Consider the following 25,031-nt stretch of genomic DNA (forward strand, 5'->3'; position numbering starts at 1 on the left):
TGTAATGACCATCAATAACTTAATCCGCCAAGCCTGGAAACGCGCATTGCGGTGGCTGCTGCTGGCTGGCTTGGGAGCGGCGCACTGCACGGCTAGCCTACTGCCCATGGTGGTATCGATGGGCGGTGGTGTTACGCCCGATGTGCCACAGGAAGAAACCACCGCTGGCAAGTAGTCTGCTCTTAATGCATGTATTCGCTTCATCCCCGACCTTTGCCGGACTTTTATGAAGTCTGAGTTATTTCCGCCTGTGCCTACCGAATTATTAGCCAACTGCCCGGTGTGCGGCAGCCCTGACCTCCACGATAAGCTGCGTGTGCAGGACCAATCAGTAAGCCAGGAAGCGTTTACCATTCAGCAGTGCGCGGCCTGCGGCTTTCAGTTTACCAACCCCCGGCCCGATGCGGCTGGCATCGGCAGGTATTACGAATCAGACGCTTACGTATCGCACAATTCGGCGGCGCAGGGCCTGGTAAACCGCGTGTACAAAGCGGCGCGCTACTTTACGGTGCGGCACAAAGTGGCTCTGGTAAGCAAGCTCAATGGCGGCCGGCCGGGCCGGCTGCTCGACTACGGCTGCGGCACGGGGCACTTTCTGGCCGGGGCCAAAAAAGCTGGCTGGCAGGTGACGGGCCTCGAACCTAACGCCCGCGCCCGCCACGATGCGGCGGCCCGCGTGGGCCAGCCCATCCTGGATGCCGCGGCGCTGGCTGAGCTAGCCCCGGCTAGCTTCGACATCATCACGCTCTGGCACGTGCTGGAGCACGTGCACACCTTGCACGACACGCTCAAGCAGCTACTGGCGGCGCTCAAGCCGGGTGGTAAGCTGCTCATTGCGGTGCCCAATGCCGAGAGCCTCGATGCCCAGCACTACCGCGAGCACTGGGCGTCGTATGATGTGCCGCGCCACCTCTACCACTTCGTGCCGGCCACCATGCAGCGCCTGCTGGCCGGCCACGGCCTGCGCGTGGGGCAAACCCTGCCGCTGCTGCTCGATGCCTATTACATCAGTATGCTGAGCGAGCGCCACCTGGCGCCCGAGCGGGCGGGCGGGCCGCTGGCCGTGCTCAAAGCGGGCTACAAATCCAACCAGTACGCCGCGCAGCACGGCGGGCAATATTCGAGTTTGCTCTACGTAGCCGAGCGGGCCGAAGCCAGCCGCTAGCCCCGGCCGGCACGGACGGGGTATTTTTGCACACGTTTTTTCCGCCGTTTTTTTTCCTGATGGGTGTTCGCGCTGCTTTTCGTTTTGTATTGAGGTTCAGGGCAAAAGCGAGGGCTAGCCAGCCGGGCCGGGGCGCCCAAACAGGCTTGGCGCTGGCGGGCCTGCTGGCGCTGGGCAGCTGCGCGGCCATCAGCTCGCCGCAGGGTGGCCCGCGCGACAAGACGCCGCCGCGCCTGATTGGCACCTCGCCCGACAGCGCGGCCCGCAACGTGCACCAGCAGTTCATCCGCCTCAAGTTTTCGGAGCCCATTCAGCTTAAGGAGCTGACTAAGAACCTGCTCATTACCCCGCAGCTGCCGCCCGACAACTCGTATTCGGTGCTGGCCGACCGCGACTACATCACGCTCACGTTTAAGAAGCCGCTGGAGGCGAATACCACGTACTCATTCAACTTCCGCAAGGCGATAGTGGACGCCAACGAAAGCCTGCCGGCCAAATACCAGGCCCTGAGCTTCAGCACCGGCGCTACCCTCGACTCGGGCCGGGTGCGCGGCACGGTAGTCGATTTTTTTACGACCCGCCCCGCCGCCGATGCGCTGGTGGGCCTCTACCGCACCACCGACACGGTGGGCGTGCGCCGGGGCCAGCCCTACTACCTCGCCCGCACCGATGCCAAGGGTCAGTTTCAACTCAATTTTATTCGGGTGGCGACCTATAACATGTACGCCTGGACCGATAAAAACAACAATAACCGCTTCGACGACGGCGAGAAAATCGCCTACCTGCCCGGCCCCATTACCGTTAGTGACACCATCGGGCCGCGCACCTTGCAGCTCGTGCGGCCCGACCGCCTGCCACCCCGCCGCACCGGCCTCGAAACTACGCCCCGCCAGGTGCGCATCACCTTCAATGAAGGCTTGCAAACGGCTACGCTAGCCCCGCTAACCCCGGCCGATGCCGCCACCCAGGCGGCCGTGCAGCAGGCCACCGAAATTACCGACCAGGGGCGCAGCGTCTTGATTTACAAGACCCCTACCGTAGTGGATGGCCGCTACCTGCTGGCCGCCACCGATAGCGTGGGCAACCCGCGGCGCGACACGCTCAACGTGCGCTTTCCGGTGCCTACCGCCGTGGGCAAAAAAGCGCCCGCCGCCGTGGGCACCGCCGTGGTGGGCAACCCGCGCAGCGTGTACCGGCAGGGCCAGGTGAAGTTTCGCTTCCCGGTGCCGGTGCAGCTGGCGGCGGGCCGCAGCCCCGGCACGCTTACCGAAGACTCGGTGAAAACCCACGCCCTGCGCGTGCCCGCCGAGGCTAGCCTCAATGCCAGCCGCACCGAGCTCACGGTGAAGCTCGATACCAAGGCGCTGAAAAACATCGAGATTCGGCTCGACACTACGGCCCTGCTGGCCGTGACGGGGCAGTCGCTGCTCTTGCGGCGGCCGCTGCGCCTGCCGGTGGTGGACCAGGACCCTAGCGGCCAGATTATGGGCACCATCCAGACCAAGTACAAGTCGTTTGACTTGCAGCTGCTCGATGAGAAATACCAGGTGGTGGCCCAGCTGCACAACCCGCGCGGTACGTATCGCTTCGACTACCTGGCGCCCGGCAAGTACCGCCTGCGTGTGCTTATCGACCAGGACGGCGATGGCCACTGGCGCGGCGCCGACCCCAACCTGCGCCTGGCACCCGAGCCCGTCTACCTCGACCCCAAGCTGCTTGACGTGCGCTCGGGCTTTGAGATTGATGAGACACTGACTTTCTAGCCTAATCAGTAACTACCCGCACCTTTCCACAGCTTTTGTGTAAAAACGCCCGCCAACTCTGGTTAGCGGGCGTTTTCGTTTGGTGATGGTGGATAACTAAGCCGCGTTTCCAGTTACTGGGCGCGGCATTTTGCATTTATGCACGGGTTATCCACCGGGTTATCCACGAATGGAGGCTAGCGAACGTATTCCTGTGGATAAGTCTGGGGAAAGCCTCCCGCCAACGGTGGATAAAATGAGCACAAGTTTTTTTGGCCGTTCGGCCCGGCTGGCAGCTAAGCCGGCTTGTGGATAACCGTGGATAACTTCCGGGGCTGACGAACACAATCCACACCCCCGCCAGCCTGTGGATTGTGGATTCGTGGATAACCCTTGTGAATAGTGGATAACCCGGTTAAGTCCTTGACAACTACCCGAATGATATGCACAATGCCTGTGGATAGCCCGTGCATAAGCCCATAGTTGTGCACCCCTTATCCACGCTGTGGACAACTCCCGGGCGTTATCCACTTATCCACTGCCCTGATGGATGAAAACAAAAAGGGATTTTTTAAAAAAGAAATTAATTCACAAATTGAGTTTGTGGAAAACCCCGGGCCGTTGAAAACTCGCCGGGTGGGGCTAGCCGGCTAACCCTGGCCCCGCGCGGGCCGTTGTGCACCGGGCGGTGGATAAGTGCCGCGCCGCGCCAGCCATGCCGTTCGATTACACCCTCGATTTTCCCACCCTCGATTTCAGAAAGCACCCCGAGCTTTACCGCGTGGGCCGGGGCGAGCAGGGCGTGCTGCTGGTGCAGCCCTACAAGGGCGAAATCCTGCCCCACTGGCGCTTTAAGGATGCGGCGGCGGCCCGGGAGTCGTCGGCCGCTATTTGGCAGCTTTTCGAGGGGTATTTGCAGGAGGAGGATTTTGTGGGGGCCGACATGGCGCGCAAGTTTTTGCAGATGGGCTACACCCGCGCCCGGCGCTACGCCAACCACCAGGGCGGCAGGAAATACGCCGGCCCCGTGCCCGCCGATAAAAAAGGCCAGAGCGGCGCCCACGGCCGCGCCGAATTGCCCCGTAATGCACATCCTGACGCGGATAAAGTAGAAGCCGCCGCCATTTTTAAGCAGAAGTGGGACGAGGCCAAAAACCTGCCCGAGTACCAACGCCAGAAAGCCGCCTTCGAGGCAAAATATGGGAAGTGAAGAAATACCTGTCATTGCGAGCGCAGCGCGGCAATCGCTCCAGAACGAAATCGTTCGGGTGCCGTGTGGGGGCGATAGCCGCGCTGCGCTCGCAATGACGGACGTATTTTGTCTGGCTACCTTTGCACTAATCTTTAACCATCGTTCACCATGAGCACCCCCACCACCCCCCCTAGCAGCATCGAGGAGAATGAAATTATCCTGGGCACCGGCATGGGCCCGCTGCGCTTCGGCACCACCATGGACGAGGTGCGCACCCTAGTGGGCGAGCCCGAGGAAATCGACGAGTCGGAAGACGAGGACGAGTTTGAGCATCAGGCCTGGAATTACTACGAAGACGACCACCTGCTCTCACTCTACTTCGACCGCGAGGATGACTTCCGCCTGAGCTGCATTGAGACTGACAACCCCAACCTGCGCCTCTTCGGCGAGGCTATTCACGGCCGGCCGCTCGACCAGATTAAGGCGCTGATGCAGCGGCAGGGCCAGGGCGCGCCCGAAGTTGAAACGATGGAAGGCGGCGAAGTGCGCTTGTCTTACGAGAAGTCGATGATTGACCTGTATTTTGAAGAAGGCCTGCTGCAATTCGTCAACTTCGGCGTCTTCATCAACGACGACCTGGAGGTACAGTGGCCCAAATAAGGCTAGCCGCTGAAAGCCTGAAAGTTCCCGGCTTTATCCAGTAATGACCAACCAATAGCGGAAGTTATCCACAAAAAGCCCGTTTTTCAGTGTGGATAAGTGGATAACTCGGTGAAGCTGGGATTATTCCCAGGTTATCAAAATTTACTCTGGCCAAGCTGCCTAGTAAAAAAGCCAACCCTAATCGGGTTGGCTTTTTTACTAGGCAGCTTGTGCTTTTAGTCCGCAATTATTTACGCTACGCTGATTGCATTCGCGGATTGTAAAGTCCACGCTACACCCCTAGTTGCCGAACGAGCGGAATAGCAGAAACAGGCCGCCGGCCAGTACCATCGTCACCGGTAAGGTGAGCACCCAGGCCAGCATGATGCTGCGCACCATTTCGGGGTTGATATTCTTGACGCCACGGCTGGCCACCATGCTGCCGGCGATGGACGAGGTGAGCACGTGCGTAGTAGAAGTAGGCAGGCCCGACTGCGTGCTTAGGCCAATCATGGCCGCTGCTACCAGCTCGGAGCTGGCGCCCTGGGCATAGGTGAGGTGCTCCTTGCCGATGCGCTCACCGATGGTTTTTACGATGCGCTGCCAGCCGATGGTAGTGCCGCAGGCTAGCGACAAACTCACCATGAGCAGTACCTGCCAGGGCGCGTAGTCGGTAAATTCCTTCATGTGCTTCACGGCATCGTCGTAGGTGGTGCGGTCGGTGGTGTTCAGGCTCACGTGCTCGGAGCCCAGTAGCTGCTTGCCACGGTTGGCCAGCAGCAGGATATCGCGTCGAATCTCGAAGCGGGCCTGCTTGGGCAGGTCTGCCACCGTTTTTTTGCCCGCGAATACGCGGTCGAGGTCGGTGGTTTGCTCGCGCATCTGGGCCAGCAGCTGCTGGTCGGTCGCGCTCAGGTCGGCGGCATTCACGCGGTTGATGACGTACTCAACCTTGGTAAGCGAGTCGCGCAAATCGAACGGATTCTTCGAATTGTCGAGCGCAAAGTGCACGGGCACGATGCCGATGAGAATCAGCATAATGAGGCCTACGCCCTTCTGGCCGTCGTTGGAGCCGTGGAAAAAGCTTACCAGCGTGCAGGTGCCAATCAGGGTGAGGCGAATAAACAGGGGCGGCGGGCGGCGCTTACGGGGCTCCTTAAACAGTGCCTTGCTGCCGAAGCGCTTGAGCGCGAACATCATGGCGATGGTGAAGGTGAAGCCCAGCACGGGGCTCAGCAGCAGGGCTAGCCCGCTTTCGCCGGCCTTGCTCCAATTCACGCCCGAGCCGTGACCGCCCGAAAGCATTGAATAGGCAATGCCCACGCCCAGAATGGAGCCGATGAGCGCGTGCGACGACGACGACGGAATGCCGTAGTACCAGGTGCCGATGTTCCAGATGATGGCCGCCACGATGAGCGCGCCCACCATCGCAATGCCGTGGTACACGTTTTGGTCCACGAGGCTTTCGACGGGCAGCAGGTACACGATGCCCATCGCCACGCCGATGCCGCCGGCGAAGACGCCGATGAAGTTCCAGAAGGCCGACCACACCACCGCCACCCAGGGCCGCAGCGTGTTGGTGTAGATAACGGTGGCCACGGCATTGGCCGTGTCGTGAAAGCCGTTGACAAATTCAAATGCGCAGGCTGCTAGCAGACAGACAACTAGCAGCAGCAATACATGGGGTTCGAGTCCGAACATAAAAAGGGGCCGGAGTGGGTAGCCGGCCCGCAAAATTAACCCCGTGTGAAGCTAGCGGCATGTTACCGAATTGTTGGCTGTCTTCGCGCCTGTAGTGCTGAGCTCGCGAAGTAGCTTCTCACGCCGGAAGCAGTAGCTTAAGCGTGAAAAATTGCTTGGCAAGCCCGGCATGGCCCTGCGCCCTAACTTTGCTGCTTATGAGCAAGCCCACTACGCCCGCCGAAAACCCGCAACTAAAAGATATCGTGGCCCACGCCAAGGAATACGGCTTCGTATTCCAGTCCTCCGAAATATATGATGGCCTAGCCGCCGTGTACGACTACGGCCCCAACGGCGTGGAGCTGAAAAACAACCTCAAGCGCCTCTGGTGGGAAGCTATGACCCAGCTGCACGGCAACGTGGTGGGCATCGACGCGGCTATTTTCATGGCGCCCCAAACCTGGGAGGCTAGCGGCCACGTGGCGGGCTTCAACGACCCGCTCATCGACAACCTCGACAGCAAAAAGCGCTACCGCGCCGACGTGCTCATCGAGGAAAAAGCCGCCGAGTACGAAAAAGCCGGCGACCCCGCCCGCGGCGCGGCCCTCACCGCCGAGCTAGGCCGCCTGCTCACGGCCAACGACCTGGCCGGCGTGAAGCAGCTCATTATCGACGAAAAAATAACGGACCCGCTTTCCGGCTCCAGCAAGTGGACCGATGTGCGCCAGTTCAACCTGATGTTCTCCACGCAAGGCTCGGCCGTGGATTCGGATGCGCCGCCCGTGTACCTGCGGCCCGAAACGGCCCAGGGTATTTTCGTAAACTTCCTGAACGTGCAAAAGTCGGCGCGGATGAAAATCCCGTTTGGCATCGCGCAGATTGGCAAGGCCTTCCGCAACGAGATTGTGGCTAGGCAGTTCATCTTCCGCATGCGTGAGTTTGAGCAGATGGAGATGCAATTCTTCGTGCGCCCCGGCACCGAAGGCGAGTGGTACGACATCTGGAAGGCCGCCCGCCGGCGCTTCCACGAGGCCATCGGCCTGCCGGCCGAGAAGCTGCGCTTCCACGACCACGACAAGCTGGCCCACTACGCCAAGGCCGCCGTCGACATTGAGTTTGAATTCCCCTTCGGCTTCAAGGAAATCGAGGGCATCCACTCGCGCTCCGACTTCGACCTGACCCAGCACCAGAACCTGAGCCGCAAAAAGCAGCAGTACTTCGACAACGACATCGACGAAAGCACCGGCAAGCCCTACGGCAACTACGTGCCCTACGTGGTCGAAACCTCGGTGGGCGCCGACCGCCTGTTCCTGGCCACCATGTGCCAGGCCTTCCAGGAAGAAACCATTACCGAAGGCGAGGGCGAGGCCCAAACCACCAAGACGCGCACTTTCCTGAAGCTGCACCCGGCGGTGGCGCCTATCAAGGCCGCCATCTTCCCGCTAGTGCGCAAGGACGGCATGCCCGAAAAAGCCCAGCAGATTTTTGACGACCTGCGTTTCGATTTCCGCCTGGTGATTGAGGACAAGGACGCCATCGGCAAGCGATACACGCGCCAGGACCTAATCGGCACGCCGTTTTGTATTGTAGTGGACGGCCAAACGCTGGAAGACGACACCGTGACGGTGCGCCACCGCGACACCCGCGAGCAAACCCGCATGCCCATCAGTGCGTTGCGGGCGTACATCGGCGAAGCGGTGAGCTTCAAAACCGTATTTGCCAAGCTATAACCGTGGCCTGATAATGAATTAGGGCGGCCCGTACTATTTAAGTTTAAAGCCTATGTGGGGACATATCGCCCTCTTTATTATTAAGTTCCGGCGGATTCTGCTGTTACTTATTGCCGTTTCGACCCTGGGCATGGCGTGGATAGCGAAGGATGTGCAGATGACCTACGACTTTGCCCAGGTCGTGAGCCCGAAGGACCCCGACATGGTGTACTTCCAGCAGTTCAAAAAAACCTTCGGCGAGGATGGCAATATCCTGGTGCTGGGCATGCAGGACAGCGCCATCTATAAGCTCCCGCAGTTCCGGCTCTACGACCAGCTTGCCAACGACCTGGTGAAAGTGCCCGGTGTATCGGGCGTGCTAGGCCTGCCCAAGCTGATTCAAATTCAGAAGGATACAGTGCACAACAGCTTCGTGACGGCGCCCGTGTTCGCCAAGCCGCCCACCAGCCAGGCCCAGCTCGACTCGCTGATGCGGGTCGTGAACAGCATCGAGTTTTACAAGGGTCAGGTGATTGCGCCGCGCACCGGGGCCACGCTGCTGGCCGTGACGCTCGACCCTAAGTGGCTGAACTCAGACCGGCGCAAGGAAGTGATGAACAACATCTTAAACTTGAGTGCCAAGTTTGAGAAGGACTCGCACATTAAGCTGCACTACGCGGGCCTGCCCTACGTGCGCTCGACCATGACGAGCAAGGTATCGGCCGAGATGAAGTTCTTTGCCGGACTGATGGTGGTGGTGATGGCCATCATTTTGTTCGTGTTTTTCCGCACCTGGTCGGCGGTGGTGGTGCCGCTGCTGGTCGTCATTATTGTGATGATATGGTGCGTGGCTAGCATCGTGCTACTCGGGTTCAAAATCAACCTGCTTACGGGCCTGATACCTTCTATTCTGGTAGTTATCAGCGTGCCCAACTGCACCTACCTGCTCTCGCGCTACCACTACGACTACCGCAAATCGGGCAACCAGATACTGGCCATGACGCGGGTTATTCGCAAAATCGGCCTCATCACGCTGGTGAATAACACGACCACGGCCATCGGTTTTTTCGTGTTCACTTTCACCGACATTGCCATTCTGTATCAGTTCGGGCTGGTGGCTACGATTAACATTTTTGTGGCCTTCATCATCAGCTTCATCATGATTCCGGCGGTGTTTACCTACCTGCCGGGCCCCACCGACAAGCAGCTGGAGCACCTCGATTCGAAGCCGCTGGTGGGCATTATCCACTTCCTCGACTTCATTGTATTGCGGCGCCGGCGCACCATTTACCTCACGGCGGCGGTGCTGGTGGGGCTAGCCTCCATCGGTATTTCGCGCATCGAAGCCGTGTCGTTTATGGTGGACGACCTGCCCAAGCAAAGCTCGGTGAACGAAGACCTGAGCTTCTTTGAGGCCCGTTTCGGTGGGGTGATGCCGCTGGAGTTTGTGGTGGATACCAAGCAGCCCAAGGGCTTGTTGAAACTGCCCAACTTGCAGAAAATTGACCAGTTCGATAAATTCCTGCAAGCCCAGCCGGAGCTGTCCACGCCCATCAGCATGGTCACGTTTCTGAAAGCGGCCAAGCAGGCTTTTTATAACGGCAACCCGGATTTTTATAAGCTGCCGGATAAGGATGACAAGAACTTCATTCTGAGCTACCTGGCCAACTCGCAGGGCAAGGGAGCCAACTCGACCAGCAAGCTGCTCAAAACCTTTATGGACAGCACCCAGCAGCGGGCGCGCATCAGCGTAAAAATCGCCGATATCGGCTCGCACAAGCTGGATACGCTGGTGAACAGACGCATAGACCCGGCTATCAAGCGCATCTTTGCCGGTACCGATATGGTAGTGCGCCGGACTGGCACGACGGTTATTTTCACCAAGGGCAACGAGTACGTTATCGGCACCCTGGGCGAGAGCCTGCTATGGGCCTTCGGGCTGGTGGCCGTGGTGGTGCTGCTTTTGTTTCATTCGGTGCGCACCATCTTCTACGCCTTAGTGCCCAATATCTTAACCCTGACCCTGACGGCCGGCGTGATGGGTTACTTCGGCATTGTGCTGAAGCCCGCCACGGCGCTCATTTACGTGATAGCCTTGGGCATCGACGGCGATAACTCCATTCACCTGCTGGCCAAGTTCCGGCAGGAGATGGCCATGCCCGGCAAGAGTGTGAGCGAGGCCATCACCAATACGCTGAGCGAGGCCGGGTCGAGCATGTTTTACACCAGCATCGTACTCTTTATCGGGTTCAGCATTTACGGCTTCAGCGAGTTTGGGGGTACCAAGGCGCTAGGGGTGCTCATGGGCGCATCGCTGCTGATAACCAATTTCTCGAACCTGGTTTTTCTGCCGGCGCTGCTGGTCACGTTTGAGCGCGGCGGTAGCTGGAAAACGCCCAAAGCCGCCCTGGTGCACCACTACGACGAGAGCTACCACGAAGAAGACGACGATATCGACCTGAACTTGCAGCGCCTGAGCGTGGAGCAGGGCAATGCGGTAAAGACGACGTAATAACTCGATTTAAAGCAAAAACAACGTCATGCTGAGCTTGCCGAAGCATCTCTACCGCGCCGCTAGGGGGTAGTATCCCAACGAAGCGGCGGAGATGCTTTGACAAGCTCAGCATGACGGACGATTGTATAGCAGATAGAAATGACTTACCCCGAATACAAGCAGCCGCTCGACTACGCCAAGCTCGCCACCGATGTGCGGGCCTACTGGGACGCCAACGGCATCTTCGAGAAGAGCGTGAGCAGCCGCGAAGGCCAGCCCACGTTCGTGTTTTACGAAGGCCCGCCCTCGGCCAACGGCCAGCCCGGCATTCACCACGTGATGGCGCGGGCGGTGAAGGACATTTTCTGCCGCTACCAGACGCTGCTGGGTAAGCAGGTGCCCCGCAAGGGCGGCTGGGACACCCACGGCCTGCCCATCGAGCTGCAAGTAGAGAAGGAGCTGGGCATCACGAAGGAGGATATCGGCCACAAAATCAGCGTCGAAGACTACAACCAGCGCTGCCGCGAAACCGTGATGCGCTTCAAGGCGCAGTGGGACGAGCTGACCCAGCAAATGGGCTACTGGGTGGACCTCAACGACCCCTACATCACCTTCGAGCCCGAATACATCGAGAGCTGCTGGGCGCTGCTCAAAAAGCTCTACGACAAGGGTTTTCTCTACAAAGGCTACACTATTCAGCCCTACTCGCCGGCTGCCGGTACCGGCCTCAGCTCGCACGAGCTGAACCAGCCCGGCACGTACAAGGACGTGAAGGACACAACCATCGTGGCGCAGTTCAAGGTAGTGCGCGATGAGAAGTCGGAGAAGCTGTTTACTGGCGCTGGCGAAGGAGATTTCTACATCTTAGCTTGGACGACTACACCTTGGACTCTGCCCGCTAATACGGGCCTAGCGGTAGGGCCAAAAATTGACTATCAGCTCATAAAGACTCGTAATCCATATCAGAAGGAAAAGGTAATCTATGTGCTTCTTGCGAAAAGTAGATTTACATCCTATTTCACTTCGCCTAAAGTTTATGAAGTTGGGGAAGGCTCATCACCTTCCGTTGAGGAGTGGCCCGCAGACGGTACAGTTGCTCGCGATGGTAAGGTTGTGCCTTTCGAAGTTGTTGCTGAATTCAAAGGAGCTGACCTAGTAGGTATCCACTACGAACGCCTGTTCGGCACCGAAACCGGCTTCCCGCATTTTGAAGGGGAGGAAAACGCTTTCCGCGTCATCCCCGGCGACTTTGTAACGACGGAAGACGGTACGGGCATCGTGCACATCTCGCCCACATTTGGCGCGGACGACTTCCGGGTAGCGCAGCTCAACGGCATCCCCGCGCTGATGGTGGCCGACGACCAGGGCAAGCTAGGCCCCATCGTGGACCGCACGGGCCGCTACGTGGCCCAAATGGGCGAGTTTGGCGGCCGTTGGGTGAAGAACTACGACGGCCACGACCAGAGCGGCGCCGACTATAAAACGCTGGACGAGAGCATCGCCATCCGGATGCGGACCAACGGCACGGCCTTCAAAACCGAGAAATACGAGCACACCTACCCGCACTGCTGGCGCACCGACAAACCAGTGCTGTACTACCCACTTGACTCGTGGTTTATCAAGACCACGGCCGTGAAAGACCGCCTCATTGAGCTGAATAAAACCATCAACTGGAAGCCCGAAAGCACCGGCACCGGCCGCTTCGGCAACTGGCTTGAAAACCTGGTGGACTGGAACCTCAGCCGCTCGCGCTACTGGGGCACGCCGCTGCCCATCTGGCGCACCCAGGACCGCACCGAGGAAATCTGCATCGGCAGCATTGCCGAGCTGAAATCGGAGATTGACAAGGCCGTAGCGGCCGAAGTCATGACCCACAACCCCTACGCCAACGGCGAGAAAATCGACCTGCACCGCCCGTATGTCGATGACATTTTCCTAGTGAGCCCTAGCGGCCAGCCCATGTACCGCGAGCCCGACCTCATCGACGTGTGGTTTGACAGCGGCGCCATGCCCTACGCGCAGTGGCACTATCCGTTTGAAAACCAAGCGGTTTTTGCCAAGAATTTCCCCGCCGATTTCATCGCCGAAGGCGTGGACCAGACGCGCGGCTGGTTCTTCACGCTGCATGCCCTAGCGGTGATGCTGGAAGACTCAGTGGCTTTCAAAAACGTGATTGCCAACGGCTTGGTGCTCGACAAAAACGGCAACAAGATGAGCAAGCGCCTCGGTAACGCCGTGGACCCGTTTGCGACCATCGCGCAGTTCGGCCCCGACGCCACGCGCTGGTACATGATTGCCAACTCGCCGCCGTGGGATAACCTCAAGTTTGACCTGGCGGGCGTGACGGAGGTGCAGCGCAAGTTCTTCGGCACGCTGTTCAACACGTACTCGTTTTTTGCGCTCTACGCCAACCTCGACGGCTACCAGACCCGCGAGTTTGACCGCGTGCCGCTGGCCGATTTGAGCGAGCTGGACCGCTGGATTCTCAGCAAATTGCACACGCTGATAGGGGAGGTGCGCGGCCACCTCGACAGCTACGACCCCACGAAGGCCGCCCGCGCCATTCAGGAGTTCGTGACCGACCAGCTCTCCAATTGGTACGTGCGCCTCTCGCGCCGCCGCTTCTGGAAGGGCGAGCTGACCACCGACAAGCGCGCCGCCTACGAAACCTTGCAGCAGTGTCTGGTGGTGGTATCGCAGCTGATGTCGCCCATCGCGCCGTTCTTCGGCGACTGGCTCTACAAGAACATGACCGACGGGATGCGCGCCGAGGCCGTGGCCAAAAACACGCCCCTGGCTCCGGAGTCGGTGCACCTCACCTTGTTTGCCGAGGCCGATACGGCGCTCATCGACAAAGCGTTGGAGGAGCGCATGGAGCTGGCCCAGCGCATCAGCTCGCTCACGCACTCGCTGCGTAAGAAGTCGGTGCTGAAGGTGCGCCAGCCCTTGCAGCGCATCCTGGTGCCGGTGCTGAACGACACGACCAAGGAGCAGGTCGGTAAGGTCGAAGACCTGATTTGCGCCGAGGTCAACGTGAAGCACGTGGAGTTTCTGGACGACACGAGCGGCGTGCTGGTGAAGTCGGTAAAGCCCAATTTCAAGCGCCTGGGCCAGGTCTACGGCCCGCGCCTGAAGGCCGTGGGCGCCCGCATCCAAACCCTGACCAACGACGAGCTGAGCCAGCTCGAAAAGCAGGGCGAGTTAGCCGTGGAAGTGGAGGGCGAAACCCTCACGCTGCACCTCGATGAGGTCGAAATCCGCACCCAGGACCTGCCCGGCTGGCTGGTCGCCACCGACGGCCCGCTTACCGTGGCCCTCGATGTGACGCTCACCGAAGCGCTGCGCCAGGAAGGCCTGGCCCGCGAGCTCGTCAACCGCCTCCAAAACCTGCGCAAAGATTCGGGCCTCGAAGTGCAAGACCGCATCCAGGTGACCCTAGCCGCGAGTGCGCCGGCCGAGCTGCAATCGGCCGTGCAGTCGTTTGGCGACTACATCCGCGAAGAAGTGCAGGCTCTGCGTATTGACTTTGTGCCCGAAATAGCCGACGCCGCGGTGCTGGAGTTTGATGACTTCTCGGTGCCCGCCAAAGTAGAAGTAGTAACTGCCTGAGTATGAGCAACCCGGCGGCGCCCTAAAACGCCGCCGGGTTTTCCCGCGCACAACGCCTTTCTTGCACCGTTTTTAAAGGTTCTGAAACCTCCTAATTCGGTATAAAACAGTATAAAGTAACCAGAGTTTCACCAGTGCAGACCGACTTGCCCGTAGATACTTATTCCCAGCCCCAGCGCTACCCGGCGCGGCGCAGCAGCGTGCTGCCTTTTTTCCTGCTAGCTCTGTTTGTCATTGTTATCGACCAGCTATCCAAGTATTTAGTGCACAAGCATATGCAGCCGGGATTGCCGGGTGAGATTCCGCTCATTGGCAATTGGTTTAAGCTGCACTATACGCTCAACCCCGGCATGGCTTTCGGGGTGGAATTATTGCCGCCGCCTTATGGCAAGCTGCTGCTCACGGCTTTTCGGCTGCTGGCGGCCGGCGGCATTAGCTACTACATCGTGCGGCTGTGGCGGCAGCGGGCGGCGGCGGGCTTTATTGCCTGCATGGCGCTCATTCTGGGCGGGGCCGTGGGCAACGTAGTCGATTCGGTTTTCTACGGGGTCATCTACCACAATGCGCCGTTTGGCTCGCCTACGCCGTGGTTTTTCGGGCAGGTTATCGACATGATTTACGTCGACATCTACGAAGGCTTTTTGCCGGCTTCCTGGCCGATAATGGGGGGCAAGTACGTATCGCTATGGCCAATTTTTAATCTGGCCGACTCGTCTATCTTTATCGGCGTGGCATTAATTCTATTGTTGCAAGGCCGTTTCTTCAAGCAGACGCAGGAGCAGAATGGACTAGTGCCCGTTGCTGACAGCAAGGATTAAAAATTTTTGTCATTAACTTGTTAGCTATCAGTATGCCATGCGCTAGTTTCCAGGCTAGTCCAGTGTTGCAGTCGGTACTGACCTGCCCTAATTGCCAGCAGTCTACTTTGGAAGCAATGCCTACTGATGCCTGCGTTTATTTTTTCGAATGTCCCAATTGTCATCAGGTGCTGAAGCCAAAGCCGGGTGATTGCTGTGTTTTTTGCAGTTATGGCAGTGTGAAATGCCCACCCATTCAGGCCGGGGCAGCCTGTTGTTGAGCTATTATTGCTGCCCATGCCCTTACTAACTGTTGAGAACCTAACCGTCGATTTTCACTCGCAGCGTGGGAGTACCCGGGCCGTGGCCGATGTATCGCTGACGGTGAACAGGGGTGAGGTAGTAGCGATAGTGGGCGAGTCGGGCTCGGGCAAGTCGGTGACGTCGCTAGCCCTGCTGGGCTTGTTGCAGAAGCCAGCCGCGCACATTGAAAGCGGCTCGGCCTTGTTTGCCTCCTCAACGCTGGGCGAAGTGGACCTGCTCAAGCTCACCGAAACCCAGCTGCAGCAGGTGCGGGGCAACGACATCAGCATGATTTTTCAGGAGCCCATGACCTCCCTGAACCCGGTGCTGACCTGCGGCTACCAGGTGGTGGAGGCGCTGCTGCTGCACACCTCACTCAGCAAGCAGGCGGCGGAGGCCCGCACCATCGAGCTGTTTACCGAGGCGCAACTGCCACGCCCGGCCCAGATTTTTAAAGCCTACCCGCACGAGATAAGCGGCGGCCAGAAGCAGCGCGTGATGATTGCGATGGCGATGGCCTGCCGGCCGGCGCTGCTCATTGCCGACGAGCCCACCACGGCGCTCGACGTGACGGTGCAGGCGCGCATCCTCGACCTCATCCGTGACCTGCGGCGCGAGTACGGCACGGCGGTCCTGTTCATCACTCACGACCTGGGCGTGGTAGCCGAGATTGCCGACCGCATCCTTGTCATGTACCGGGGCCGGGTGGTGGAGCAGGGCACCGTGCTCGACATCTTCACTAAGCCCCAGCACCCGTACACGCGCGGGCTGCTAGCCTGCCGGCCGCGGCTATCCATCGGCAAGGACCGGCTGCCGGTAGTGGCCGATTTTATGCAGGTCGATGCGGCCGGCAACCTAGTAGCGCGGGCTAGCGGGGTAGGGCAGGAGCCCTTGCAGACGAGCTTCGCGCAGTTACAAACCAATTCTGAAAGCGCCAAGACGTTCCCCGTGGAACAAAAAATGCGTTCCACGGCCGATTCTGCCCTGCTTCAGGTGGAAAATCTGCGGGTGTACTTCCCCATTCGCAAGGGGTTTTTCGCGCGCACCACCGACTTTGTGCGGGCCGTAGATGAGGTGAGCTTTGCCATCTATCCCGGTGAAACGGTGGGCCTGGTGGGCGAGTCGGGCTGCGGCAAAACCACCCTGGGCCGGGCGCTGCTCCGCCTTACGGAACCAACCTCGGGCCGCATCCTGTTTGAAGGCACAGACCTGGCGGCGCTGCCTAGCGGCGAATTGCGCCACCGGCGGCGCGAGTTTCAACTGGTTTTTCAAGACCCTTACGCGGCCCTCAATCCCATGCTCACGGTGGGCGAAGCTATCCTCGAACCGTTGCGGGTGCACAAGGTAGGCGGCAGCCGCGCCGAGCAAAAGACCCGGGTGCGCGAGTTGCTGCGCACCGTGGGTTTGAGCGACGATGCCGAGCAGCGCTACCCGCACGAGTTCAGCGGCGGGCAGCGGCAGCGCATTTGCATTGCGCGGGCGCTGGCCCTGCGGCCCAAGCTCATTGTGTGCGACGAGTCGGTGTCGGCGCTCGATGTGAGTGTGCAGGCGCAGGTGCTCAACCTGCTCAACGACCTCAAGCGCGAGCTCGGCATCACCTACCTGTTCATTACCCACGACCTGTCGGTGGCCCGCTTTATGAGCGACCGCCTGCTGGTGATGAGCCAGGGCAAAATCGTGGAAAGTGGCCCGGCCGCCGAGGTATACGCCCACCCGCAACACCCGTACACGCAGCAGTTGCTAGCTGCCATCCCGAGCGACGACCCGGCCCGCATCGCGGCGCGGGTGCAGGAGGTGCGGGGCTAGTTTTGGCCTGCTGGTTAGGGTTCGCTCGGTTAGTTTTAAGCTCATCTGTTGCGGGTGGGCGAACCTCGTTTCTTTATCCCCGTTCAATCGGCGGGTGGGGCTAGCCCCCGCCCAATACATTTACCCCCGCGTCGCCTTCGTCAATCTTACCCCAAGCTGTCCGGCGACCGTCTTACATCACCCATGAAAAACCCTCAAGACTCCGCTGCCCCCCGCGCCGCTCGCGCGAAGGCAGCCCCCGCCGGCCTCAGCCAGGACATTGTGTACCGCCAGTTTGCCGACAACCCCGGCAAAGTGCTCGGCTATCGCCAGCTCTCGCGCCGGCTCGGCATTACTACCAAAGACCAGCGGGCGGAGCTGTTTGACCACCTCAAGGTGCTGCGCCGTCTCAATCAAATAGAGCTGCTTCAGAACGACGAATACCGCCTGGCTAGCCCCACCGACCTGCAAGCAGCTGCTAGTGCCGCTAAGGGCCGGAAAACGGCTAAGAATGCGGCCCCGGCTGTAGCGCCCAAGCCCGAGCTGGAAGAAGAATTTGGCCAGGACCCTATTGTTCACCGGCGCCGGGCGGCGGGCTTCGACCACGTGGGCGACGGCCCCGACCGCCGGCCCCAGCGCGACCCCAACACGGTTATCGGCACGGTATCGCTGGCCACGCCCCGCTTTGCCTTCGTGGTGCGCGAGGATGGCGCGGGCGACGACATCCGCATTTTCACCGACCAGCTGCGCTACGCCCTCGATGGCGACCTGGTGCGGGTGCGCCTGCGTGGCATTCGCGACGGCCGCCTCACCGGCGACGTGGTGGAGGTGCTCAAGCGCCAGCGCTCGGAGGTGGTGGGCCGCCTGCAAGTGCAGGGCCCCATCGGCTTCGTGAAGCCTGATAACCGCAAGGCGTACTTCGACGTGCTGGTGCCGCCGCAGGAGCTGCACGACTCGCGCAATGGCGACAAGGTGCTGGTGCGCATCACCGAGTTTCCCGACCACGAAGGGCAGGGACGTAACCCGGTCGGCACCATCATCCGCAATTTCGGCGCGGCCGGCCAGAACGAGGCGGAGATAAATGCCATCATGGCCGAGTTTGGGCTGCCGTTTGAGTTTCCAAGCGCGGTGGAGGAGGAGGCAGATGCCATTCCGACCACCATCACGAAAGAGGAAATTGCCAAGCGCCGCGACTTCCGCGACATCCTCACCTTCACCATCGACCCGGCCGACGCCAAGGACTTCGACGACGCGCTCAGCCTGCGCACCCTGGACAATGGCAACTACGAAGTAGGTGTGCACATTGCCGACGTGACCCACTACGTGCGCCTCGGCACCGAGTTGGAGCGCGAGGGTAAGAGCCGCGCCACCTCCGTCTACCTCGTTGACCGCGTGATTCCAATGCTGCCCGAAAACCTCTCCAACGGCCTCTGCTCGCTGCGGCCGAATGAGGACAAGCTGACCTTCTCGGCCGTGTTTGAGCTGGATGAGAAGGGCAAGCTGGTAGACTCGTGGTTTGGCAAAACCGTCATTCACTCCGACCGCCGCTTCAGCTACGAAGAGGCGCAGGAGCGCATCGAAACCGGCGAGGGCGACCTGGCCGAAGAAATCAACCTGCTGAACCGGCTCGCCAAAAAGCTCTCGGCCGAACGCTTCCGCAAGGGCGCGATTTCGTTCGAAACGCAGGAGGTGAAGTTCAAGCTCGGCCCCGATGGCAAGCCGCTAGGGGTGTACGTGAAGGAGCGCAAGGATGCGCACAAGCTCATCGAGGAGTTCATGCTGCTAGCCAACAAGCGGGTGGCCGAGTACGTGTTTGGCCTCAAAAAAACCAAGCCGCGCTTCACGATGGTGTACCGCACCCACGACGCGCCCGACCCCGACCGCCTCGAAAACTTCGCGCTCTTCGCCCAGAAATTCGGCCACAAGCTGAACCTCGCCAACCCGAAAAAAATCAGTACCGAGCTCAACAAGCTCAGCGAAGACGTGGTGGGCAAGCCCGAGCAAAACGTGATTCAGGGGCTAGCCATCCGCTCGATGTCGAAGGCTATTTACACCACCGAGCCGTTGGGGCACTTCGGGCTGGCCTTCGCCCACTACTCGCACTTCACCTCGCCCATCCGCCGCTACCCCGACATGATGGCCCACCGCCTCCTGGAGCACTACCTGGAAGGCGGCAAGAACGTGGCCGTGGAGCCGGTGGAGGAAGAGTGCAAGCACTCCTCGGCCCGCGAGAAGCTAGCGGCCAATGCCGAGCGCGCCAGCATCAAGTACAAGCAGGTCGAGTACATCGGCGCGCACATCGGCGAGCAGTTTACGGGCGTAGTGTCGGGCCTCACCGAGCGCGGCATCTACGTCGAGATTGAGGAAAACAAGTGCGAGGGCATGGTGCGCATCTCCGACATTCCGGGCGATACCTGGGAGCTGGACAAGGAGAACTACCGCATCGTGGGTCGCGGCTCGAAGCGCATCATCCAGTTTGGCGACGAGCTGCAAGTCATCGTGACTTCGGCCAACCTGCTCGACCGCACCATCGACATGGAGCTGGTCGATAACCGTCCCGAGCACGTGAAGCAGCGCGAGCGCACCGAGCGCGAAGCCGGCCGCGGCGGCCGCCCCGCCCGCAACCGCGCCGGCAACAGCCCCAAGGGCGGTGGGGGCTACAAAGGCGGCAAGCATCGCCGGTAAAGCCTCGCCCCCGGCCCCTCTCCAAACGAGAGGGGAACCACGGTGGCGCTATTGACTGCTTACGTCAGGCCCCCTTCTCTTTTGGAGAGGGGCCGGGGGTGAGGTACCTACCTTTGCCCCCGTGCAACCCGACCTCTCCACCCTCCTCCGGCAGGCTCTCAATGAGCTTGACTATGGCCAGCAACCGGCCACGCTCTACGACCCCATCCGCTACATCATGGGCCTGGGCGGTAAGCGCCTGCGGCCGCTGCTCACGCTGCTCGGCGGCCAGCTGTTTACCGACGACCTGGCGCCGCTGGTAAAGCCCGCGCTGGCCACCGAGGTCTTCCACAACTTCACCCTGGTGCACGACGACCTCATGGACCAGGCGCCGCTGCGGCGCGGCCAGCCCACCGTGCATGAGCAATGGAACGCCAGCACGGCCATCCTCTCGGGCGATGTGATGCTGGTGCGGGCCTACGAGTTGCTCTTCGAGAATGTGCCCCTGGCCGTGCTGCCGCAGGTGCTGCGCCGTTTTTCCCAAACTGCCGCCGAGGTGTGCGAGGGCCAGCAGTGGGACATGAATTTTGAAACCGACAGCGCCGTTACCATTCCGCAATACCTCGACATGATTCGGCTCAAAACGGCCGTGCTGCTCGGCTTCGCGCTGGAACTAGGCGCTACCCTGGCCGGCGCCGGCGCCGACGATGCCGAGCACCTGCGGCAGTTTGGGACCGATATCGGGCTGGCCTTCCAGCTGCGCGACGACCTGCTCGACGTGTACGGCGACGCCGCTACCTTCGGCAAGCGCGTGGGCGGCGACATCATTTCTGATAAAAAAACCTACCTGCTGCTCATGACCCAGGCTCAGGCTAGCCCCGCCCAGCAGGCTACCCTAGCCAGCTACCTCGGCCAGCCCGTGCGCGATGCCGACGCCAAAGTGCGGGCCGTGCGGGCCGTGTACGATGAGCTGCATATTCGCCCCCAGACCGAAGCGCTCATCAACGACTACTTCCAGGCTGCCTTGCAGCATTTGGCGCGCGTGGCGGCCCCCGCTGCCCGCAAGCAGCCCCTTCATCACCTCGCGCTCCAGCTCATGGACCGCGAAAGCTAGCCCTACCTATCTTTATCCTGCGTGTTCAATCCCATTCTTATTCTTATCGGCCTCACGGTCGCCATCTCAGCCTACGCCTGGTCCAACCGCGATTTGATGGCCGCCTGGGTTATGGAGCCCTACGTAATTGCCCGCAATGGGCAGTGGTACCGCCTGCTTACCTCCGGCTTTTTGCATGCCGACTGGGCGCACCTCTTGTTTAACATGTTTGCCTTCTACTCCTTCAGCCCCGTGGTGCTTGCCACGCTGGCGCAGGGCTACGGGGCAGGCACGGGGCTAGCCCTGTTTCTGCTGCTCTACCTGGGCGGCATTATCGTGTCCGATTTACCCACCTACTTCCAGCACCGCGATGACCGGGGCTACCGCAGCCTGGGTGCCTCGGGTGGCGTGGCGTCAGTGTTGTTTGCCAGTATTCTGCTCTTTCCGGTGAACCGGAACGGGGGCGGCATCATCATTTTTCCGCTGCCGTTTCCTATTCAGCCCTTTGTTTTTGGCTTACTTTACCTGGCGTATTCCTACTACATGGGTCGCCGGCGAAGCGATAATATCAACCACGACGCGCACTTCTACGGGGCGCTTTTTGGAGTGCTGGTTATCATTGCCCTGGTGCCGGGCGTGCTGGCCAGCTTTGCGCAGCAAGTCGGCGCTTACCGTTTTTAAGCCGCTCTGCAGCATAATTCAGCGCGGGGAGTATCCAAGTGGTGGCAAGCTTCGTACAGCAGACACATTCTTTCACCACAGACTTTTCTTTCACATGAAATCGCTCCGTTCTTTTTCTCAGCGACTGCCCCTGCTGGCTACCCTGCTTCTGCCTTTGCTGCTGCTTACCACCAGCTGCGCCCGCTTCAACGCCGACGGGAGCTTGGCTCCTTGGGGTATAGCACTTCTTATATTGGACGTATTAGCTATCATTAATGTATTTGGCCAGCCATGGGACATTGGTAAAAAGATTCTTTGGGCTGCCATTATCTTTTTCTTCCCGTTTGGCGGGCTGCTGATTTATTACTTTTTCGGCCGCGGCAGATAGGCTAGCTTACCCAGCTGCACTCATAAAAAGAGGGACCTTGCTCGAAGCAAGGTCCCTCTTTTGTGTACCGGCTATCCGACACCGGCCTGTTTAATGGCTATTAAGTAAACGGTTCTTTTCGAGGCGGGCCACGCCCTGCACCAGCTCCTCGGCATTAGTAATCTGCTTGGCCTGCCAGTGGCCATCGGCCTGCTTTTGCAGCTTTACCTCTACCACCATCGTAGTGTCATAGCGCGGCTGCGTAAACTCCAGTCCGACCAGCGCTTCATTGCCCTTGTCGGTGCTGTATTTAATGCCTTTAAACTTACTATCGGGGCTTACCACGTGCCCGGCTAGCCCCAGTAGGGAAATATTGACCAAGCGCTTGGGGCAGCTGCCTGCGCCGCCTCCAGCGAGCCCGTCTCAACGTAGCGCTGTATTTCGTTGTGGGCGGCCTTGGCTAGCTGAGGCTTTAGCAGGCGCAGGCCGCCGCGCAGGGCTAGCCCACCGCCCGGTACCAAGGCAGCCAGCGCCCCACTGTGGTCGGCCACATTATCTACCAAGTGGCCCGTCAGGGCATCCACATCTACGTAACGGTTGAAGGCTGCCTGGTCGTGCGTTTGCGTGGCGGCGGCGGCCTGCAACAGGGCATATTCAGGCCCTTTTTTCAGCGACGAGTAGTAATAATAGCCGCCCGCCACCAAAGCCAGGAGCAGCACGAATAACAGCAAACGCTTCATTGCGGATTCTTAAAGAGAAAAGAAGGAGCACACGACCCACCCATAATCTGGCGCAAAGAAAGCGATAAGGCCGCGTGGCTGCCCCGTGTTTTGCCGCGTACAAGCGCGCATGGCTTTTACTTCTTTCCTTCCCCGGCTGGCTAGCCAGCCCGAAGTGCACGGGCACCGCGGCTGCCGCGGCTTATTGCCCGAAAATACGCTGCCCGCATTCTTACATGCCCTGGCGCTGGGTGTCGATGTGCTGGAGCTCGACGTCGTGATTTCAGCCGACCAGCAAGTGGTTGTTTCGCACGAGCCTTGGCTGGCTGCCCGGCTCGGCCGCGACCCCGATGGCAGGCTTATCGACCCGCTTCAGGAGCAGGCACTCAATCTCTATCAGGTGCCCTACGCTACCATCCGGCGCTGCGCGGTAGGCGAGTGGCCGCACCCCCTGTTTCCGACGCAGCGCCCTAGCCCCACTTACCGCCCGCTGCTAAGCGAAGTGTTGCGCGCTGCCGAAGCGGCTTGCCAGCACCTGGGGCGCCCGCCGGTAGGCTATTCTATCGAACTAAAGAGCACGCCTGCTGGCGACGCTTTGTATCATCCCGCGCCCGTCCGCTTTGTCGAATTGGTATTGGCCGAAATTGCAGCCGTTGCGGTGCAGGCTTGCACAACGTTGCTCAGCTTCGACGCGCGTATTCTGCAAGTAGCGCGCCGGCTAGCCCCGGCGCAGGCATTGTGCCTGCTTAGCGAAACTCCCACCGCTGCCGGTACTTGGTTTACTGAACTGGGATTTGTGCCGCAAGTGTTCGGTTGCGATTTTCACCTACTGTCGTCTGAATCGGTACAAATACTGCGAACGGCTCATCCCGAATTGTACTTAGTACCCTGGACCGTGAATGAGCCCGATGACTTACGCCGCGTGCTATCGTGGCACGTTGATGGCATTACTACCGATTTTCCTGACCGCCTGTTAGCCATGCTTGGCCGAACGGCTGATGTAAAACAAGTGTAACTATTTGCTATACTGTAAAGCATACGCATTACAAATTGTTCTGTGTAAAGTAAATTGTTTCATGGTGAATATGTCCATTACACTTTCTAATTGATGTAATTTATCATGGTTTATTTGGTTTACATCATTGTCTCATCCATCTTTGTATTATCACCTTGTAACACCAGCTACACATGCCTCATCAGGGCGAAATACTGCAAGAAGCCATTAAAAACAGTGGTATTTCCATCACGCGTATCGTGGAAGAGCTTGGTATTACACGTCCGACTATCTATCGTAAATTCAAAGATGATACACTTGATTCCAATTTTGTAAAAAATATCGGACAAATTATCGGGCATGATTTTTCTCATGACTTTACAATTGTTCAACAATCAACTCTGCCTTTTGTAACTCAAAATGTCCGTTCTGCTGTTACAAATAATATTACACCACGTGTAACACCTACTCAGAAGCCTGATTTTGACGCGCAAGGACAGCTTTTAGCTCTTCAAACGAAGTATATCGCCCTTCTTGAAGCGTACAATGAATTGTTGTTGAAAGTGTACGGTCCTAAGTAACAAAAATGTTTCACGTGGAACATTTTTGACAAAGGCGCAGTGCCAGCCTCAGTGTAGCACGAAAATTGGCCCGTTTCGGCACGCACTTGACTGCCTTACTGATAGGCAAGTGTTACATCGAATAAGATTGAAGCCGCTGACAAAAGAAACGGGCTTCTTGCCATTCGGATAGTTTCGTGGTAGTTCAGTCAGCCATAAATGAGCTGAATAATCGGCAGTACTAGCCACCCAGCCACCGGGCGCTAGGTGCGCCGATTTTGCGAACTGCCAAACGGAAAGTCAGCAGCGCATAATAAAATTTTGATACCAGCGCGAACCCGGAAGGGTTAGTATGCGGCGAGTGGAAACGCAATCAGTTGCATCTCTGCAGCAGCGTAGGCTGGTTAAAAGACAAGGCATAAATGGGGGCGTCTTGCCTCCAATGCGCTAATTATAAAACCTCAGTATCGTCTAGCTTCAGCAGTTGATAGCGGAAGCACCAGCCCCGGCAGGGTTTATAGAAAAACAACCTCGGTCACTACCTGCGTTCCCACCTCGGCGTTCAGCATTTCAAGAACCCTGGTTTTAGCCATTACTAGCTCGTGCTTAAGTGGCGCCGAAGTGAGACGTACAAAGAGCTTGCCCTTGCTCACGTAGACCTCCTTGGTTTTGAGCGCGACGGCCTTGCCCATTACGCGTTCCCAGCTGGCTACTATTGTTACCTCGTTGAGTTTGCCGCCGAGCCGATAAGCGCGCACCAGAGCCTCTAATCCTTCTTTTAGCGGAATAATATCGGCGCGGCGGGCGGTGGGGGATAGGCTGGGTTTTTTCACGAATGGAGGCTAAACTAATGCGC

General features: G+C 59.2%; 21 protein-coding genes. 17 read left to right on the top strand and 4 right to left on the bottom strand.

Annotated features, from left to right (window positions below; genetic code table 11):
* Positions 1 to 4 precede the first annotated feature (4 nt).
* The 5 genes from GKZ68_RS17075 (at position 5) to GKZ68_RS17095 (ending at position 4,759) form a co-directional block, all read left to right on the top strand.
* Positions 5 to 175, top strand: coding sequence for a hypothetical protein (locus tag GKZ68_RS17075; RefSeq protein WP_173116903.1), 171 nt, complete (start codon positions 5 to 7; stop codon positions 173 to 175).
* Positions 176 to 250: 75 nt separating this feature from the next.
* Positions 251 to 1,165, top strand: coding sequence for a methyltransferase domain-containing protein (locus GKZ68_RS17080; RefSeq protein WP_254244048.1), 915 nt, complete (start codon positions 251 to 253; stop codon positions 1,163 to 1,165).
* Between the two features lie 89 nt (positions 1,166 to 1,254).
* Positions 1,255 to 2,928, top strand: a complete 1,674-nt coding sequence (locus GKZ68_RS17085; protein ID WP_173116907.1) for an Ig-like domain-containing domain — start codon at positions 1,255 to 1,257, stop codon at positions 2,926 to 2,928.
* 694 nt (positions 2,929 to 3,622) lie between these two features.
* Positions 3,623 to 4,117: a DUF4385 domain-containing protein gene (locus GKZ68_RS17090; RefSeq protein ID WP_173116909.1), complete on the top strand. Its 495-nt coding sequence runs from the start codon at positions 3,623 to 3,625 to the stop codon at positions 4,115 to 4,117.
* 150 nt (positions 4,118 to 4,267) lie between these two features.
* Positions 4,268 to 4,759, top strand: a complete 492-nt coding sequence (locus GKZ68_RS17095; protein WP_173116910.1) for a hypothetical protein — start codon at positions 4,268 to 4,270, stop codon at positions 4,757 to 4,759.
* A 282-nt stretch (positions 4,760 to 5,041) separates the two neighbouring features.
* Here the strand turns inward: GKZ68_RS17095 and GKZ68_RS17100 are convergent, their stop codons facing one another.
* On the bottom strand, positions 5,042 to 6,442 hold the full coding sequence (locus GKZ68_RS17100; protein WP_173116911.1) for an inorganic phosphate transporter: 1,401 nt from the start codon (positions 6,440 to 6,442) through the stop codon (positions 5,042 to 5,044).
* 197 nt (positions 6,443 to 6,639) lie between these two features.
* On the opposite strand from GKZ68_RS17100, the gene GKZ68_RS17105 reads away from it, so the two are divergent.
* The 10 genes from GKZ68_RS17105 to GKZ68_RS17145 all read left to right on the top strand — a co-directional run bounded on the left by GKZ68_RS17105 (position 6,640) and on the right by GKZ68_RS17145 (position 21,923).
* A complete protein-coding gene (locus tag GKZ68_RS17105) occupies positions 6,640 to 8,151 on the top strand; it encodes a glycine--tRNA ligase (RefSeq protein WP_173116912.1) in 1,512 nt (503 codons plus the stop codon).
* Positions 8,152 to 8,203: 52 nt separating this feature from the next.
* Positions 8,204 to 10,642, top strand: a complete 2,439-nt coding sequence (locus GKZ68_RS17110; RefSeq protein WP_173116913.1) for an RND family transporter — start codon at positions 8,204 to 8,206, stop codon at positions 10,640 to 10,642.
* A gap of 141 nt (positions 10,643 to 10,783) precedes the next feature.
* Positions 10,784 to 14,233, top strand: a complete 3,450-nt coding sequence (ileS, locus tag GKZ68_RS17115) for an isoleucine--tRNA ligase (RefSeq protein ID WP_173116914.1) — start codon at positions 10,784 to 10,786, stop codon at positions 14,231 to 14,233.
* A 134-nt stretch (positions 14,234 to 14,367) separates the two neighbouring features.
* Positions 14,368 to 15,051 (top strand): lipoprotein signal peptidase, encoded by a 684-nt coding sequence (locus tag GKZ68_RS17120; RefSeq protein ID WP_367949173.1) that lies wholly within the window; start codon positions 14,368 to 14,370, stop codon positions 15,049 to 15,051.
* A 32-nt stretch (positions 15,052 to 15,083) separates the two neighbouring features.
* Positions 15,084 to 15,311, top strand: coding sequence for a GDCCVxC domain-containing (seleno)protein (locus tag GKZ68_RS22215; RefSeq protein ID WP_254244289.1), 228 nt, complete (start codon positions 15,084 to 15,086; stop codon positions 15,309 to 15,311).
* Between the two features lie 16 nt (positions 15,312 to 15,327).
* Complete coding sequence (locus GKZ68_RS17125) at positions 15,328 to 17,139, top strand: ABC transporter ATP-binding protein (protein ID WP_173116915.1); 1,812 nt, start codon at positions 15,328 to 15,330, stop codon at positions 17,137 to 17,139.
* A 183-nt stretch (positions 17,140 to 17,322) separates the two neighbouring features.
* Complete coding sequence (gene rnr / locus GKZ68_RS17130; protein ID WP_173116916.1) at positions 17,323 to 19,803, top strand: ribonuclease R; 2,481 nt, start codon at positions 17,323 to 17,325, stop codon at positions 19,801 to 19,803.
* Positions 19,804 to 19,924: 121 nt separating this feature from the next.
* Positions 19,925 to 20,896, top strand: a complete 972-nt coding sequence (locus GKZ68_RS17135) for a polyprenyl synthetase family protein (protein WP_254244049.1) — start codon at positions 19,925 to 19,927, stop codon at positions 20,894 to 20,896.
* A 21-nt stretch (positions 20,897 to 20,917) separates the two neighbouring features.
* Complete coding sequence (locus tag GKZ68_RS17140) at positions 20,918 to 21,556, top strand: rhomboid family intramembrane serine protease (RefSeq protein ID WP_254244050.1); 639 nt, start codon at positions 20,918 to 20,920, stop codon at positions 21,554 to 21,556.
* A 94-nt stretch (positions 21,557 to 21,650) separates the two neighbouring features.
* On the top strand, positions 21,651 to 21,923 hold the full coding sequence (locus tag GKZ68_RS17145; protein ID WP_173116918.1) for a PLD nuclease N-terminal domain-containing protein: 273 nt from the start codon (positions 21,651 to 21,653) through the stop codon (positions 21,921 to 21,923).
* A gap of 90 nt (positions 21,924 to 22,013) precedes the next feature.
* Here GKZ68_RS17145 and GKZ68_RS17150 read toward each other — a convergent pair whose 3' ends face one another.
* On the bottom strand, positions 22,014 to 22,283 hold the full coding sequence (locus tag GKZ68_RS17150) for a hypothetical protein (protein ID WP_173116920.1): 270 nt from the start codon (positions 22,281 to 22,283) through the stop codon (positions 22,014 to 22,016).
* The gene (locus tag GKZ68_RS17155) at positions 22,256 to 22,642 is read right to left on the bottom strand and encodes a DUF2939 domain-containing protein (protein ID WP_173116922.1); all 387 of its coding nucleotides are present in this window, start codon (positions 22,640 to 22,642) and stop codon (positions 22,256 to 22,258) included. Before GKZ68_RS17155 ends, GKZ68_RS17150 begins: the two co-directional genes overlap by 28 nt.
* A gap of 109 nt (positions 22,643 to 22,751) precedes the next feature.
* Between GKZ68_RS17155 and GKZ68_RS17160 the strand changes: the two genes are divergently transcribed.
* Together GKZ68_RS17160 and GKZ68_RS17165 are read left to right on the top strand one after the other, a co-directional pair.
* Entirely contained in the window at positions 22,752 to 23,636 is an 885-nt protein-coding gene (locus GKZ68_RS17160) for a glycerophosphodiester phosphodiesterase family protein (RefSeq protein WP_173116924.1), read from the top strand.
* A 173-nt stretch (positions 23,637 to 23,809) separates the two neighbouring features.
* Positions 23,810 to 24,196: a helix-turn-helix domain-containing protein gene (locus GKZ68_RS17165; protein WP_173116926.1), complete on the top strand. Its 387-nt coding sequence runs from the start codon at positions 23,810 to 23,812 to the stop codon at positions 24,194 to 24,196.
* 494 nt (positions 24,197 to 24,690) lie between these two features.
* On the opposite strand, the gene GKZ68_RS17170 is transcribed toward GKZ68_RS17165, so the two are convergent.
* Positions 24,691 to 25,008 (bottom strand): DUF721 domain-containing protein, encoded by a 318-nt coding sequence (locus tag GKZ68_RS17170; protein WP_173116928.1) that lies wholly within the window; start codon positions 25,006 to 25,008, stop codon positions 24,691 to 24,693.
* Positions 25,009 to 25,031 lie beyond the last annotated feature (23 nt).

It is taken from the genome of Hymenobacter sp. BRD128 (assembly GCF_013256625.1).
In the GTDB taxonomy this organism is placed as follows: Bacteria; Bacteroidota; Bacteroidia; order Cytophagales; family Hymenobacteraceae; genus Hymenobacter.